The 13,300-nt window shown below is 55.9% G+C and carries 18 protein-coding genes; 3 read left to right on the top strand and 15 right to left on the bottom strand.

Annotation, left to right across the window (positions count from 1 at the left end):
* Positions 1-7 precede the first annotated feature (7 nt).
* From sctS to sctU, 3 genes are read left to right on the top strand one after another with little or no spacing between them, the layout of a single operon-like run.
* The gene (sctS, locus tag BFP93_RS01895; RefSeq protein ID WP_065891736.1) at positions 8-271 is read left to right on the top strand and encodes a type III secretion system export apparatus subunit SctS; all 264 of its coding nucleotides are present in this window, start codon (positions 8-10) and stop codon (positions 269-271) included.
* A gap of 10 nt (positions 272-281) precedes the next feature.
* A complete protein-coding gene (sctT, locus tag BFP93_RS01890; protein ID WP_065891735.1) occupies positions 282-1,070 on the top strand; it encodes a type III secretion system export apparatus subunit SctT in 789 nt (262 codons plus the stop codon).
* Positions 1,067-2,164 (top strand): type III secretion system export apparatus subunit SctU, encoded by a 1,098-nt coding sequence (gene sctU, locus BFP93_RS01885; RefSeq protein WP_065891734.1) that lies wholly within the window; start codon positions 1,067-1,069, stop codon positions 2,162-2,164. Before sctT ends, sctU begins: the two co-directional genes overlap by 4 nt.
* On the opposite strand, the gene BFP93_RS01880 is transcribed toward sctU, so the two are convergent.
* The 15 genes from BFP93_RS01880 to BFP93_RS01815 all read right to left on the bottom strand — a co-directional run bounded on the left by BFP93_RS01880 (position 2,165) and on the right by BFP93_RS01815 (position 13,262).
* Complete coding sequence (locus BFP93_RS01880; RefSeq protein WP_065891733.1) at positions 2,165-2,515, bottom strand: transcriptional regulator; 351 nt, start codon at positions 2,513-2,515, stop codon at positions 2,165-2,167. It abuts the gene before it with no gap.
* A gap of 11 nt (positions 2,516-2,526) precedes the next feature.
* Positions 2,527-2,730 (bottom strand): HrpT family type III secretion system protein, encoded by a 204-nt coding sequence (gene hrpT, locus BFP93_RS01875; protein WP_065888051.1) that lies wholly within the window; start codon positions 2,728-2,730, stop codon positions 2,527-2,529.
* On the bottom strand, positions 2,727-4,868 hold the full coding sequence (gene sctC, locus BFP93_RS01870; RefSeq protein ID WP_065891732.1) for a type III secretion system outer membrane ring subunit SctC: 2,142 nt from the start codon (positions 4,866-4,868) through the stop codon (positions 2,727-2,729). The genes hrpT and sctC overlap by 4 nt, the downstream gene beginning before the upstream one ends.
* Complete coding sequence (locus tag BFP93_RS26940) at positions 4,861-5,274, bottom strand: hypothetical protein (protein WP_083205585.1); 414 nt, start codon at positions 5,272-5,274, stop codon at positions 4,861-4,863. The genes sctC and BFP93_RS26940 overlap by 8 nt, the downstream gene beginning before the upstream one ends.
* Positions 5,275-5,493 (bottom strand): hypothetical protein, encoded by a 219-nt coding sequence (locus BFP93_RS01865; RefSeq protein WP_065891731.1) that lies wholly within the window; start codon positions 5,491-5,493, stop codon positions 5,275-5,277. It abuts the gene before it with no gap.
* Positions 5,494-5,531: 38 nt separating this feature from the next.
* Positions 5,532-6,179 (bottom strand): type III secretion system stator protein SctL, encoded by a 648-nt coding sequence (gene sctL, locus BFP93_RS01860; RefSeq protein WP_065891730.1) that lies wholly within the window; start codon positions 6,177-6,179, stop codon positions 5,532-5,534.
* A gap of 2 nt (positions 6,180-6,181) precedes the next feature.
* A complete protein-coding gene (locus BFP93_RS01855; protein ID WP_240997007.1) occupies positions 6,182-6,763 on the bottom strand; it encodes a type III secretion protein in 582 nt (193 codons plus the stop codon).
* On the bottom strand, positions 6,732-7,538 hold the full coding sequence (sctJ, locus tag BFP93_RS01850; protein ID WP_065891728.1) for a type III secretion system inner membrane ring lipoprotein SctJ: 807 nt from the start codon (positions 7,536-7,538) through the stop codon (positions 6,732-6,734). The genes BFP93_RS01855 and sctJ overlap by 32 nt, the downstream gene beginning before the upstream one ends.
* A gap of 6 nt (positions 7,539-7,544) precedes the next feature.
* Positions 7,545-7,898, bottom strand: a complete 354-nt coding sequence (locus tag BFP93_RS29520) for an EscI/YscI/HrpB family type III secretion system inner rod protein (RefSeq protein WP_122462764.1) — start codon at positions 7,896-7,898, stop codon at positions 7,545-7,547.
* Positions 7,899-8,012: 114 nt separating this feature from the next.
* Positions 8,013-8,213, bottom strand: coding sequence for a hypothetical protein (locus tag BFP93_RS01840; RefSeq protein ID WP_065891727.1), 201 nt, complete (start codon positions 8,211-8,213; stop codon positions 8,013-8,015).
* 176 nt (positions 8,214-8,389) lie between these two features.
* Positions 8,390-9,316 (bottom strand): sigma 54-interacting transcriptional regulator, encoded by a 927-nt coding sequence (locus BFP93_RS01835; protein WP_065891726.1) that lies wholly within the window; start codon positions 9,314-9,316, stop codon positions 8,390-8,392.
* A gap of 391 nt (positions 9,317-9,707) precedes the next feature.
* Positions 9,708-10,808, bottom strand: a complete 1,101-nt coding sequence (gene ychF, locus BFP93_RS01830; protein ID WP_065891725.1) for a redox-regulated ATPase YchF — start codon at positions 10,806-10,808, stop codon at positions 9,708-9,710.
* A 21-nt stretch (positions 10,809-10,829) separates the two neighbouring features.
* On the bottom strand, positions 10,830-11,414 hold the full coding sequence (gene pth / locus BFP93_RS01825) for an aminoacyl-tRNA hydrolase (RefSeq protein ID WP_003188350.1): 585 nt from the start codon (positions 11,412-11,414) through the stop codon (positions 10,830-10,832).
* A gap of 167 nt (positions 11,415-11,581) precedes the next feature.
* Positions 11,582-12,184: a 50S ribosomal protein L25/general stress protein Ctc gene (locus BFP93_RS01820; RefSeq protein ID WP_065888041.1), complete on the bottom strand. Its 603-nt coding sequence runs from the start codon at positions 12,182-12,184 to the stop codon at positions 11,582-11,584.
* 136 nt (positions 12,185-12,320) lie between these two features.
* A complete protein-coding gene (locus BFP93_RS01815) occupies positions 12,321-13,262 on the bottom strand; it encodes a ribose-phosphate pyrophosphokinase (RefSeq protein ID WP_003208392.1) in 942 nt (313 codons plus the stop codon).
* Positions 13,263-13,300 lie beyond the last annotated feature (38 nt).

The following is a 13,300-nucleotide window of genomic DNA, read 5'->3' as shown; positions in this document are numbered from 1 at the left end:
GCGGCTTATGGAACCAATCGTACTGTTCAAGCAAGGCATGTTGCTGGTCGTGGTGTTGTCGGCGCCGCCATTGATTGTGGCGGTGGTGGTGGGTGTCATGACGTCGCTCGTACAGGCGCTGATGCAGATCCAGGACCAGACGTTGCCTTTTGGTATCAAGCTGGTGGCGGTGGGAATCACGCTGATCATGACCGGGCGCTGGATTGGCGTGGAGCTGATCCAGCTGATTAATCTGACCTTCGACATGATCGGCCGCTCGGCCCTGAACTGAGGTATCGCCAGTGCTGTTGTATCTTGAGTACCTGCCCAGCCTGCTCATCGGGATGGCGCGTATTTATCCCTGCGCCCTCTTTGTGGCCGCGTTCTGTTTTCAACATATACGCGGCAGGCTTCGGGCCACCATTGTGATGGTCATGGCGCTGCTGCCGGCGCCGGGTATCCATGCGGCGTTGGAAGGGCGGGATTACTCGGCGTTGGTATTGGGCGCGCTGGTGCTCAAGGAAGTTGCCCTGGGATTGTTGCTGGGGGTGCTGCTGTCCATGCCGTTCTGGTTGTTCGAGGCGGTGGGAGCGTTGCTGGACAACCAGCGTGGCGCTTTGGCCGGTGGTCAACTCAACCCTTCGCTGGGGCCGGATGCCACGCCGATGGGGCATTTATTCAAGCAACTGGCGATCTTCCTGCTGATGACTACCCTGGGGTTGGGCGCGTTGACCCAGTTGATCTGGGACAGCTACCTTATCTGGCCTCCCACCGTGTGGTTCCCGCTGCCAGCGGCGAATGGCATGAGCCTGTTTGTCGACCTGCTGGGCGACACCTTCACGCACATGATGCTCTATGCCGCCCCCTTTATCGCGGTGTTGCTGTTGCTGGAATTCGGCATCGCGCTTTTGGGGGTCTACAGTCAGCAGTTACAAGTCAGTACGTTGGCGCCACCGGTCAAATGCCTGGCAGGCGTCGGTGTTCTGCTGCTCTACTTTGCGCTGCTGCAGGACCTGATCGTCGGACGCATGGGCCTGCTGGGCGACCTTAAACACTCGCTCGGATTTTTGTTCAAGGTGCCGTTGTCATGAGCGACTCGGGCGAAAAAAAACACCCGGCGTCAGCCAAGAAGCTGCGCGACCAACGCAAGAAAGGCCAGGTCGCGCAAAGTCAGGATATTGCAAAGCTGCTGGTGCTGACGGCCATCAGCGAGATTGCTCTATTCACCGCCGAGACCAGCCTGCAACGTTTCCAGCAATTGATCCTGCTGCCGATGTCGCGCCTGTCTCAGCCCTTTACGCGAACGTTGGAAGAAGTCCTGTTCGAAGGCCTGGTGGTGTTTTTCTCATTCGCCCTGTTGATGATCGGCGTTGCGATTACCACGAAGCTGGTCAGCAGTTGGATGCAGTTCGGCATGCTGTTTGCGCCCGAGGCCTTGAAGTTGGATTTCAATCGACTCAATCCGCTCAGCCAGGTCAAGCAGATGTTCTCTGCCCAGCAGTTGATGAACCTGTTGATGAGTGTCGCCAAGGCCTGCTTCATTTCGCTGATCCTGTATGTGGTGATCCGCCCTTCATTGGGTACGTTGATCAACCTGGCCAACAGTGATCTGCAGAGTTACATCCTGGCGTTGATTGCGTTATTCCGCCACCTGCTGCATGTGTGCCTCGGCATGTTGCTGGTGCTGGCGCTCATCGACCTGGTGCTGGTGAAGCACTTTTTTGCCAAGCGTATGCGTATGACCCAGGTGGAGGTCGTAAAAGAGTACAAGGACATGGAGGGCGACCCTCACGTCAAGGGCCAGCGGCGTTCGCTGGCTTATCAACTGGCGCAGGAGGAGCCGAAGGTCAAGCTGCCCAAGCTGGAGGAGTCCGACATGCTGGTGGTCAACCCGACACACTTCGCTGTCGCCCTGTATTACCGCCCGGGTAAAACCCCGCTGCCCTTGCTGGTCAGCAAGGGCACGGATACCGAAGCCCGCAAGCTGATCCTGCGCGCCAAGGCAGCCGACGTTCCGGTGATCCAGTGCGTATGGCTGGCCCGCACGCTTTACACGAAAAAGCTGGGGGCCAGCATCCCCCGCGAAACCTTGCAGGCGGTGGCACTCATCTACCGTACTCTGCGCGAGCTGGATGATGACGCCAAGCGTGAAACCCTTGAGTTGCCGGAGCTTGAGCGGCGTTGATCAGCGGTTTGAGACCCTGTCCAGGGCTTGCAGATTGGCCAGTGACAGCATCCGGCTGAGGATACTGTCGAGCGCGCTGTTTGTTGCGGGCAGCGCGTGCCAGATTACCAGGGCGTCCTGAGCGTCGAGGTAGACAAAACAGCCATTGAACGCCAGTGCCTGCTCAAAACGCCGCTCCAACACACGCTGCAGTTGCCCGGCCTGCACGGCTTCGCAAGCCACCTGCAGGGCCAGCCCCGGCCGCGTTCCTACCTGCAGCGCGCAGACCTTGATCCCGGGCGCCAGTGGCAAGTGAGCGGCATTGCCGCTCACCAGAGAGTCCAGGAATACCTGGCGTTGATCGTCGGGCATGGGTTGAGGCCTCAGCGTTCCAGCGATACCGTCTGGTAATCCGACCGCTCGCCGGCGGGGCCGGGCTCGACACGCATCTGCGGTGGCCACCAGATCACCATCTTGTCCTTGGTCGATTGCGGGCGCGAGCATGAATCACCTTTGCAGGTGGGAACGCAGCCGGTGATGAGCATCGCTGCGCCGATCAGGGTCATGTACAAGAGTCTGAGTTTCATGGCGTAGCCTTCTGGGCAGGAGTAATCAAGGAAGGGCGCGGCACACTGAGGTGTTCGTCCTTCACCACGGGACGCATGGCGATAAAGACTTCGGCCTCTTCACCCGGCTTGAGCCAGGCGTGCGGCCACACGGTGACCGCCAGGGTCTGCGAGTTGCTGCATTCCTTTTCGTCGATACGTACATTGCGTTTGAACTGATTGCGCAGCACCACGACCGCCACGTTGTACTCCGGGCCGGCGAACCACTGGCTGCGTTCGGTATTGAGTGCCAGCAGGTCACGGGTGCTGCACAAGGTGTTGAGCCCCAGCGGCATCGGCGCTGCTTTGAAGGCCTTGGGCACTTCCCCGCTGACCAGGCGTGCCAGGGTACTGATGATGTCACTGCGCTTGATCACCGGCTCATGGGGGGAATAGCGCCTAGCCAGTGGCGTGAGTGCGGCTTGCAATTCGGCCTGGTCGGCCTGCGGCAGATAGCGCGACGGGTCGTCCTGGTCGCCGATGACCCGCGGTGTGAGGATAAACAAGCGTTCACGCCGGTTGTTCTTGCGTTCGGTCGACGAAAACAGCGCCTTGCCCAACAGCGGAATATCCCCCAGCACAGGGATCTTGTTTTGTTTGTCGGCACTCTCGGTGACATGGAAACCGCCGACAACCAGCGAACGCTTTTCCTGTATCACGGCCTGGGTGCTGACCTTGCCTCGGCGTACGTCAAGGTGGTCAGGGTTGCGGTCAGGGTTGCTCTCGTCGAAATTACCGTCTTCTATATCCACCGCCAGATGGAGCTGGTTGACGCCGCGGCTGGTGGTGACCCTGGGCACGACCTGAAGACTGGTGCCCACGGTAACGGGCAAGATGGTTACGTAATCTCTGCCGGGGGTGAGGTATTGGGTGCGGTTGAAGTCGATCACCGCCGGTTGGTTTTCCAGCGTCAGCACCGAAGGGTTCGAAACCATGGTCGCCAGCCCCTTGGCTTCCAGTGCGCGGATATCAGCGTAGAAACGGTCACGGTTTCCGATCGACAGCTGCGACGAGCTGCCCGGCGCCATGTTCACGCCGCCCCGAAAGCGGCTGTTCTGGAAGCCCCAGTTCACGCCGAATTCGCGCAACTGCGTGCGCTCGATATCGAGAATGATTGCATCGATCTCGATCAGCTTGCGCGCAACGTCAAGCTGAGTGATCAGCTCACGGTACATGCCCTGGCGTTCCGGCGAGTCATAGATCAACACGGCGTTATTACGTACATCGGCTTCGACGCGTATACGGCTGTTGGACACCGGGGCGCGCGGGGTCAACGTCGGCCCCGGGTCCAACTGCCCTGGATTGCCATTGGCGCCGAACATTTGCCCCAGCAGCGGATTGGCCAACCGAGGTACGTTGGGTGTGAGAGGGGTTGGTTGGGACGTAGGGCGTTGGCTCGGTCCAGAGAGCGACGAGGTGGACCGGGGTTCCAATAGCTGCCGCAAAATCGTGGCAACCCCGGGGACGATGAGCTTCTCGCCGCGGTAATCCACATGACGGTCCGCCGCATTGGCAAACTTCAACGGATAATTCAGCACGCTCTGCTTTTCATCCGGCGAGCGGCGTTGGCTGCTGAACTGCTTGATCTGTTCGATATAGCGTTTGGGGCCGGAAACCAGCACCACTCCGTCCTCCGGCAGCTCTCCCCAGCCGAAACGGCTATCGAGCAGGCCGATATCGGTCAGCGCCTGCTTGAGATCTGAAATCGTCTCTGACGAGACCTCCAGGCGTGCGGACTCCTGTTGATCCAGGGTGCTGATGTAAAGGGTGTTGTTGTAGAGGTACCATTGAAAACGGTGCTCGACGCCCAGCCTGTCCAGCATGGATTGCGGGGTGTTAGCGCGGATCTTGCCGTTGACGTCCCCCTCCAGCAGGCCCTCGATCTGCAGTTGCGTGCCAAAGGTCTGGGCGAAGTCTTCGAGTACCTCGCGCAGAGGTTTGTGTTCGGCCTCATAGGCGTAGGCGGTGTTTTTCCATTCGGCGGGGATGGCCGCAAGGGCACTTTGCACCGGGGCGAGCAAGCAGGCGAGCGCGAGCAGGCATGCCAGTTGGGGACGTCTGGGTGACGTTTCAGACAGGTTGGGGCCCAAGCTGTTGTGCTTGTAAATGTTGTTATACATAGGTGTTTCCCTGATTACGAAACAACGAACGTAGCGAAGTAGGTCTGAGTGGCTGGGCCGGCTTGTTCAGGCGTGCGAAGGTGGCACGCCAGGTATCGCGTTGGTTGAGCAGAGATTCGATACTGCGCTGCAAATCCTGTTCGTCGCAGGGCTTATACAAGCAATGAATCAACCAGAGTTCACCACTGGCTGGGCATTGAGCGAGCGCACCCTGATAGTGAGCCAGGCTGATCGCTCCCTGTCGCATCCAAGTTGCCAGCGTTGATTTATTCGGCGCTTGATGGGTCAGTTGAGCACTTAGCAGTATGGCGTCGGAACAGTGACGTAAGATAATTTCGTCATCGCTCTCGAATAAACTGAGTTCCCCGGAGCCACTCTTCAAATACTCGGCAAGTGATTTTTTCACTTACTGTGCGCTGTCCAGGCCGGACTTAAGTAACATGAAATTTACGCGGGTTTGCTCATTGACGAGATATTCGGCTTTACGCTGTTTTGCGATAAGTTCGTAAAAAAAAGCGGTGTCTTCTTCTGAACCTGAAAAGTTTTCGGCTGCATAGTTTACTTCCCTGTCAACGAATTTTGCGTCTCTAACAAGCTTGTCTTTAAGGCCATCGAAAAAGTTCATGTGAAATGCCTTTGTGGGTGTGTACTCCTTTATGGCTTTTATTTCGAAATGGTTCCATTTGTAGCTATATATATGTCATGAAATGTGTCCCTGCCGCTTTCTACCGGGAGGCTTTCATCGTTTTTCATGACGGCGTTGACCATGGATATCCAGTCAATACGAAAATCCCCCTCGTCGGTATTCAATATCAGCGTTTGAGGCTTGATCGTATTATCCGCGCGTAGCGTCCAGTGAACATTACCGCCGCTGTCGAGGTATTGCCTCACTGTCTCAAGTTCATGTGGATGACAAACCAGTGTCGCCTTAATCGCAGGAATATGGCAGGCCAGCAGTTGCTTGATCAGGGCTCCAATCCGTTGTATGTGGGGCGTTTCTTCAAGCAAGAGCTGAATAGTCTGGTTGGCAATTGAAGTGGCGTAGTGTTCGAGGTTGTCACACAAGGCCTGGCGCTCGGCTTCCCAGCGCTTGAGCTGGGCATCGGCACGCTGCCATATTTCAAGCCCCGCCTTTTCAAGCAGGTTTTTGCGTTGTTCGTGTGCCTCTCTCAGCAATTGTTTGGCCCCAGCCTTTGCCTGCTCTATCACGTCGCCGGCCTGGGTATAACTTGCCAGGGCTTCGCGGGAGATCAGGCTTCCCGCCAAGGGGGGCGCTCCGCCAGGTGAGTTGATTGTGCGCCGACATAACATTGTTAATCTCCTTGCGTCCATGATTCGTAAGCGCCGTCGCTGTGGCTTGGCGCACCTATTCGCCAGACCACTGCATGCCAGAGGGTATCGAGACGGCTACGCGAGCCATTGAGCATCAGGGGCTTTTCTTCCAAAAAAAGCACACGCTGGCGAGGGAAACGCAGTCTGATCCGTTGCCAGGTAGCAGCGGTTATCCATGCGCGTAGCAACCGCAGTGGGTCATTATCAGCCTGCATGATATCCAGGGGCAGAGCCTTGGACAGGCTTTTACACCACAGGAGATGGTGCTCATCCAACGCCGTTGCACTGGCAGGACGGCAGATCCCATCAACCAGTGCCAGCCCCAGGTCCAGCTGGGCTGCTGGAGCAATTACGAGTTGAAGTAAGGCTGGGTCGGGCATGGGGGGCAGGCAGGGAGCGACACCGTAATGCGTGCCTGTGACTACCAGCCCGCTGCGATGAAGTTCTACAAGCGTTGTATATATATCTGTGCTTTTCCAGTCGTCATGTGCATATAACCAAGGGGCCGCCCACCACTGGGTCCATGCGAGATTACTCATTGCTTGAGTGAACAGACGCGTCAAGGGATGGCCCATGTGTACGAGCCGGCGTCATACGTTGCTTTCGCCTCTGCCAGAACATGCCTGCCGACACTATGAATACCAGAGCGAGCAACGAGACAGTCACACTGGTTTGCCAAAAACCCAGGTCATCCCCCGGAACCAGAAACGGCCCGAAGTAAACCAAACGTTGTTGCTCCAGGTAGGCTGTCGCAGGTACGAACACAACTGTTATTTTTTGCGGGTTATCGACCGCCGTGGCCATACCCGGAATGCTACTGGCAACCATCCTGCGAACACGTGCCCTGATGTTGTCGGGGTCGAGCCGCGGATCATGTTTGATGAACACCGACGCGGAGGCGGGTTGCACAGGTTCTCCTGGAGCAACGCGTTCGGGTAGAACTACATGTACTCGGGCCACGATAACGCCATCAATGTTCGATAAAGTGGTTTCCAGTTCTTGGGACAAGGCATAGATATAGCGTGCTCTTTCTTCCAGCGGCGTGGAGATCACGCCTTCTTTACGAAAGGTGTCGCCCAACGTAGCGCGTGCTGTTCGAGGGAGCCCCACGGCCTCCAGCGTTCGTACGGCGCGCGCAATATCGGTGACATTGACGACCACGATAACGCCATCTTTTGCGGGAACCTTCGTGGCACGAATATGTTTGTCGGCCAGCTCCGCTATAACTTCATTGGCCTCTTGTTCCGTTAATTGGCGGTGAAGCTCGACACGGTCGCTGCAGGCGCTCAGTAGAAGTGCGAAAGACAGTGTTAAGACAGTAAGCAACGTGCGATTCATGTTTACCTACTGGAGGTTACTGATTTTATCGATGCTCTGAGCGGTTTTACCAACGCACTTCGTCAACATATGCTGAAGCAGCACTGCATTGGAAAGTTGGTGCGGGTATTTTCGAGCCTCTATAGATTTATCTTTGCTAGCCAATGCGCGCAGGCTCCTGCTCATGCGATGGGTCAAGGAGTTCAGCGTGTCTGTTGCCTCGGATAACAGGTTCTGTGAATGTGCAGGGCTGGGAGTACTCGCCACTGGTGAGGGGAGCATCATTGAGTTAAAAAAATCTACATCCGAGCTTAAGTCGGGCGTGTCATGCGTCGTTTGAAGTGTACCGAGACCCTTGTCGCGTATGCTTTCTACGATCATACAACTCCCCTTACTCCAAGCTATGAGTAAACTTATTCGTCGTTGGCAATGACGTTATTGCGTTTGAAGTGACTGTCCCGATGCTGGGCGCCGGGACAGTGTATAGGCATTACTTTATGACAGTCGGATAGTATCGGTGACGCCTTTTTTACCGTTGGTCTTTTCCGCTTCTGCTTTTTCCATCACGGTTTCTATGCCATCCCTCCGCTTTTTAGCGTCAATTTGCTTAAAGGCCGCTTGTGCGTCCGCGTCAGATAGTCCGCCGCCGTAGCCGCCGAACGAGGAGGAACCATAGGGGTTAATTGGGGAAGTCATATTTTTCTCCGTACATAACGTTAGTTTCACTGAACTCGGCGATGCCTGGGTAGTCCGGAACCCCGCCAAAGCCGTTCCATAATTTATGTGGTTCAAAAAATTTATACGTTCCATGCACATTTAGCGGTGGATTTTTAATATGTAACTTTTTTATACCGGGCGCACGACGGGTGCTCTCAGCTCAGCGATACACCCAAATGTTTCATCCGGTGATAGAGCGTTCTTTTCGCCACCCCCAACTCTGTCGCCACACTGTCGACACAATGGCTGTTTTGACGAAGGGACTGCTCGATCAGCGACTTCTCCATCTGGTGCAGGCGGGCTTTCAGGCTCATTTCTATTGTCTGCCGGCTGGTCACGTTCGTTGAGAGTGGCGGCAGGCCCAATACAAAACGCTTCGCCGTAGATCGCAGCTCGCGGACATTGCCGTTCCAGGGGTGACACAGCAACTGTTGTAACAAGTGGCTGCTGGGAGAGGGAGGGTAGACGAGTTTGAAGTGATCAGCTTCTTGCTCAATCATGTCGAGGAACATAGGGATGATTCTCTCTCGCCGATCCCGTAAGGACGGGAGGTGGATGCTGACGACATTCAAGCGAAAGTAGAGGTCGCGCCTAAAGGTGCCTTGCTCGACCATCTCATGCAGGGCGCGTTGGGCAGATGCTATGACGCGCATATCCACTGGGATGAACCGGGTCGAGCCCAAACGCTCGACTCCACGAGATTCCAACACGCGTAACAGCTTGGCTTGCAGCGTCAGCGGCATGCTGTCGATTTCATCGAGATACAAGGTGCCCAGATGGGCCGCTTCAACGAATCCAGCCCGGGATTGCATGGCCCCCGTATAAGCGCCGCTGTTTACGCCGAACAACTGGCTTTCGGCAAGGCTTTCCGGAATGGCGGCGCAGTTAACGGCAATGAAGTTCCCCTTACGATGGGACAAGTGATGAATATGTTGCGCCAGCGTATCTTTACCAGTCCCTGTTTCTCCCAGCAGCAGAATATCTATATCGAGAGCGGCTGTGTTGCTTACAGTCGTTTCGATGCTCGGGTAATCAGAGAAGTTGATGTCTGCTATAAGACTATTCTGATTGAGCGTCGACATATTGATTTTCTCCAACGCGGTGGCCGCAGAATGAGGGCTCTTTCCATATGAACTCAGTTAAACAGGATTTTTTTGGAGTGTCATGAGCTAGTTAGGACGTTGAATAGCGCGCGGGATCTACGTTGCAGGTAATAAAAAAAAGTTCAAGTCTTACTGGGCGAGTTTGGCCGCTTTAAGTGTAGGGCGAGGCTTAACGTTGCAGGGAATTATTTTAAAGAAGCGTTTTTGCACTAAGATTTGTGATCGGATAGTTTCAATTGGATTTTTAAAATTTATGAGCAAATTTCTCATTCATGGAATTTTTAATCTTATCGTTAGCGAAATTCAGTCGCCCACAAAAAAGCCGATGCAATGCATCGGCTGTAGGTGCGGTATAAACCGCAGGTAACATTTACACGTTGAAGCGGAAATGCATCACATCGCCATCTTTAACGATGTATTCCTTGCCTTCCAAGCGCCACTTACCCGCTTCCTTGGCGCCTGCTTCGCCCTTGTACTGGATGAAGTCGTTGTAAGCGATCACTTCAGCACGGATAAAGCCTTTCTCAAAGTCGGTGTGAATCACGCCGGCGGCCTGTGGCGCCGTGGCACCGACCTTGACGGTCCAGGCGCGGACTTCTTCAACACCGGCAGTGAAGTAGGTCTGCAGATTGAGCATCTCGTAGCCGGCACGGATCACGCGGTTCAGGCCAGGCTCTTCCAGGCCCAGGGCCTCAAGGAACATGTCCTTTTCTTCGCCGTCATCGAGTTCGGCGATTTCCGCTTCGATCTTGTTGCACACCGGGACCACGATGGCACCTTCTTCGTCGGCGATGGCCTTGACCACGTCGAGCAGCGGGTTGTTCTCGAAGCCGTCTTCAGCGACGTTGGCGATGTACATCACAGGTTTGGTGGTCAGCAGGTGGAAACCCTTGATCACGGCCTTCTCGTCGGTGCCCATGCTCTTCATCAGGCTGCGCGCAGGCTTGCCTTCGGTGAAGTGAGCGATCAGCTGTTCCAGCAGGCCTTTCTGAACCACGGCATCCTTGTCGCCGCCCTTGGCGTTGCGCGCAACTTTCTGCAGTTGCTTCTCGCAGCTGTCGAGGTCGGCGAAGATCAGTTCCAGGTCGATGATTTCGATGTCGCGTTTCGGGTCGACGCTGTTGGAAACGTGAATCACGTTCTCGTCTTCAAAGCAGCGGACCACATGGGCGATGGCATCGGTTTCGCGAATGTTGGCCAAAAACTTGTTGCCCAGGCCTTCACCTTTCGACGCGCCGGCGACCAGGCCGGCGATGTCGACGAATTCCATGGTGGTCGGCAGGATGCGCTTTGGGTTGACGATCGCTGCCAGCGCGTCCAGGCGTGGGTCCGGCATCGGCACGATACCGCTGTTGGGCTCGATGGTGCAGAAGGGAAAGTTTTCCGCCGCAATACCGGACTTGGTCAGGGCGTTGAACAGGGTGGATTTGCCGACGTTGGGCAGGCCGACGATGCCGCAATTGAATCCCATGGTGTTTCCCCTCGGTAAAAGTCAGGCCTTCTGGCTGTGCAGGTTTTTCATCGCACGGTTCCATTCACCGGCGAAGATATCCGGCAGCACGCCGAGGGCAAAATCGATGCTGGCATCGAGTTTTTCCTGTTCGGCGCGTGGCGCACGACCCAGGACGAAATTTGAAACCATACTGGCAACGCCTGGGTGGCCGATGCCGAGCCGCAGACGGTAGAAATTATTCTGATTACCCAGCTGCGCGATGATGTCGCGCAGACCATTGTGCCCGCCATGCCCGCCGCCCAACTTGAGCTTGGCAACGCCGGGTGGCAGGTCCAGTTCGTCATGGGCCACCAGGATTTCCTCAGGCTTGATCCGGAAAAATCCCGCAAGTGCCGCGACGGCCTGGCCGCTGCGGTTCATGTACGTGGTGGGAATCAGCAGACGAACATCCTGACCCTGGTGCGAAAAGCGCCCGGTCAGGCCAAAATATTTGCGATCGGCCACAAGATTGATGCCTTGGGCGTGGGCGATACGCTCAACAAAAAGGGCCCCCGCGTTATGCCGGGTCTGTTCGTATTCGGCGCCTGGATTTCCCAGGCCAACGATCAGTTTAATGGCAGTCACGACAGGGGCCCTTCCTTTGGAGTTGTGGATAACATCGCCAGACCAGCGTGCGGCGAAAGTGGACAACATTACATCATTTACTCAAGAGTAAACGCCGCGTTATCGCCCGCTTTCTCGCTACGTTTCGGTCCGCGATGTTTCCTCAAGCTCCTTCGTTACAGAGCGTATTACTCTGCAGCGGGTTCTTCAGCTTCATCTTCAGCTACAACACGTGGCGCGTGGACGTTGGCAACAGCCTTGTCGTCGTTGTGAGCCAGTGCAACGAACTCAACGCCTTTAGGCGCCTTGAGGTCGGAGAGGTGAATGATGGTGCCGATTTCAGCGTTCGACAGGTCGACTTCGATGAACTCAGGCAGGTCTTTCGGCAGGCAGCTGACTTCGATCTCGGTGGTGGTGTGGGAAACAACACCGCCTTTCTTGACCGGAGCTTCTTCACCCACAAAGTGCACAGGCACGATAGCGGTCAGTTTCTGGCCAGCTACAACGCGAACGAAGTCAGCGTGCATGATGAACTGCTTGGAAGGGTGACGCTGCATCGCTTTAACGATCACGTTCTGCTTGGCGCCATCGACGTTCAGTTCGATAACGTGGCTGTAGGCCGCTTCGTTTTCGAACAGCTTGGCGATTTCCTTGGCCAGAATGGTCACGGATTCAGCAGGCTTGTTACCACCGTAGACAACGGCTGGGATGTTGGCGGCGTGACGCAGGCGGCGGCTCGCACCTTTCCCCAGGTCAGTACGCGCTTGGGCGTTCAGAGTAAAATCGTTCATGTTGTATCTCCAAAATAGCCATCATCGAGGGGCGTTTGCGACCAGCGCCGAACTCGATATGGGCAAAAAAGCCCCGCCCCAGCGGAATGCTGGGGCGGGGCGCTTTTCGTCAGTGGATGGTCCGCAGGTCTGACCCTTAGCGGAACATCGCGCTGATCGATTCTTCGTTACTGATGCGGCGAACCGCTTCGGCAACTACCGGTGCGATATCCAGTTGACGGATACGCGAACAGGCTTGAGCTGCAGCGGACAACGGGATGGTGTTAGTCACCACCAGTTCGTCCAGCATGGAGTTCTCGATGTTTTCGATCGCTCGGCCCGACAGCACAGGGTGTGTGCAGTAGGCGAAGACTTTTGCGGCACCGTGCTCTTTCAAGGCTTTCGCCGCGTGGCACAGGGTGCCGGCGGTGTCGACCATGTCATCAACCAGAATACAGGTACGCCCTTCGACATCACCGATGATATGCATCACTTCAGAGTGATTGGCTTTCTCACGGCGTTTGTCGATGATACCGAGGTCCACGCCCAGGGATTTGGCAACCGCTCGTGCACGCACGACGCCGCCAATGTCCGGGGACACGATCATCAGGTTTTCAAAGCGCTGGTCTTCGATGTCATCCACCAGAACGGGGGAGCCGTAGATGTTATCTACTGGAATATCGAAGAATCCCTGGATCTGGTCAGCGTGCAGGTCAACCGTGAGCACACGGTCGATACCTACCACGGTCAGCATGTCAGCAACGACTTTCGCGCTGATGGCCACACGTGCGGAACGCGGACGGCGATCCTGACGGGCATAACCAAAGTAAGGGATTACAGCTGTGATTCGAGTCGCTGAGGAGCGGCGGAAGGCATCAGCCATCACGACGAGTTCCATCAGGTTATCGTTGGTCGGAGCGCAGGTCGGCTGGATAATGAAGACGTCTTTACCGCGGACATTTTCATTGATCTCGGCTGTAATTTCGCCGTCGGAGAATTTACCGACAGAGATGTCACCGAGAGGGATATGCAGCTGACGTACGACACGTCGAGCCAGATCGGGGTTGGCATTCCCCGTAAAGACCATCATCTTGGACACGCGCAGTACCTAGAGGCTGAGGGTAACCTGGATGAGTA

The sequence above is a fragment of the Pseudomonas sp. 44 R 15 genome (assembly GCF_900004965.1).
Taxonomy (GTDB): domain Bacteria; phylum Pseudomonadota; class Gammaproteobacteria; order Pseudomonadales; family Pseudomonadaceae; genus Aquipseudomonas; species Aquipseudomonas orientalis_A.
This window is presented reverse-complemented; position numbering and strand designations above follow the sequence as displayed.

Bases quoted from the DNA above. Each gene is read 5' to 3' on its own strand.
- BFP93_RS01820 (WP_065888041.1), bottom strand. From the start codon at position 12,184: ATGAACGATTTTACTCTGAACGCCCAAGCGCGTACTGACCTGGGGAAA.
- BFP93_RS01840 (WP_065891727.1), bottom strand. From the start codon at position 8,213: ATGACTTCCCCAATTAACCCCTATGGTTCCTCCTCGTTCGGCGGCTAC.
- BFP93_RS01880 (WP_065891733.1), bottom strand. From the start codon at position 2,515: ATGCCCGACGATCAACGCCAGGTATTCCTGGACTCTCTGGTGAGCGGC.
- BFP93_RS29520 (WP_122462764.1), bottom strand. From the start codon at position 7,898: ATGATCGTAGAAAGCATACGCGACAAGGGTCTCGGTACACTTCAAACG.
- BFP93_RS01865 (WP_065891731.1), bottom strand. From the start codon at position 5,493: ATGAACTTTTTCGATGGCCTTAAAGACAAGCTTGTTAGAGACGCAAAA.
- BFP93_RS01835 (WP_065891726.1), bottom strand. From the start codon at position 9,316: ATGTCGACGCTCAATCAGAATAGTCTTATAGCAGACATCAACTTCTCT.
- sctJ (WP_065891728.1), bottom strand. From the start codon at position 7,538: ATGAATCGCACGTTGCTTACTGTCTTAACACTGTCTTTCGCACTTCTA.
- ychF (WP_065891725.1), bottom strand. From the start codon at position 10,808: ATGGGATTCAATTGCGGCATCGTCGGCCTGCCCAACGTCGGCAAATCC.
- sctS (WP_065891736.1), top strand. From the start codon at position 8: ATGGAACCAATCGTACTGTTCAAGCAAGGCATGTTGCTGGTCGTGGTG.
- sctC (WP_065891732.1), bottom strand. From the start codon at position 4,868: ATGTATAACAACATTTACAAGCACAACAGCTTGGGCCCCAACCTGTCT.
- sctU (WP_065891734.1), top strand. From the start codon at position 1,067: ATGAGCGACTCGGGCGAAAAAAAACACCCGGCGTCAGCCAAGAAGCTG.
- sctL (WP_065891730.1), bottom strand. From the start codon at position 6,179: ATGTTATGTCGGCGCACAATCAACTCACCTGGCGGAGCGCCCCCCTTG.
- hrpT (WP_065888051.1), bottom strand. From the start codon at position 2,730: ATGAAACTCAGACTCTTGTACATGACCCTGATCGGCGCAGCGATGCTC.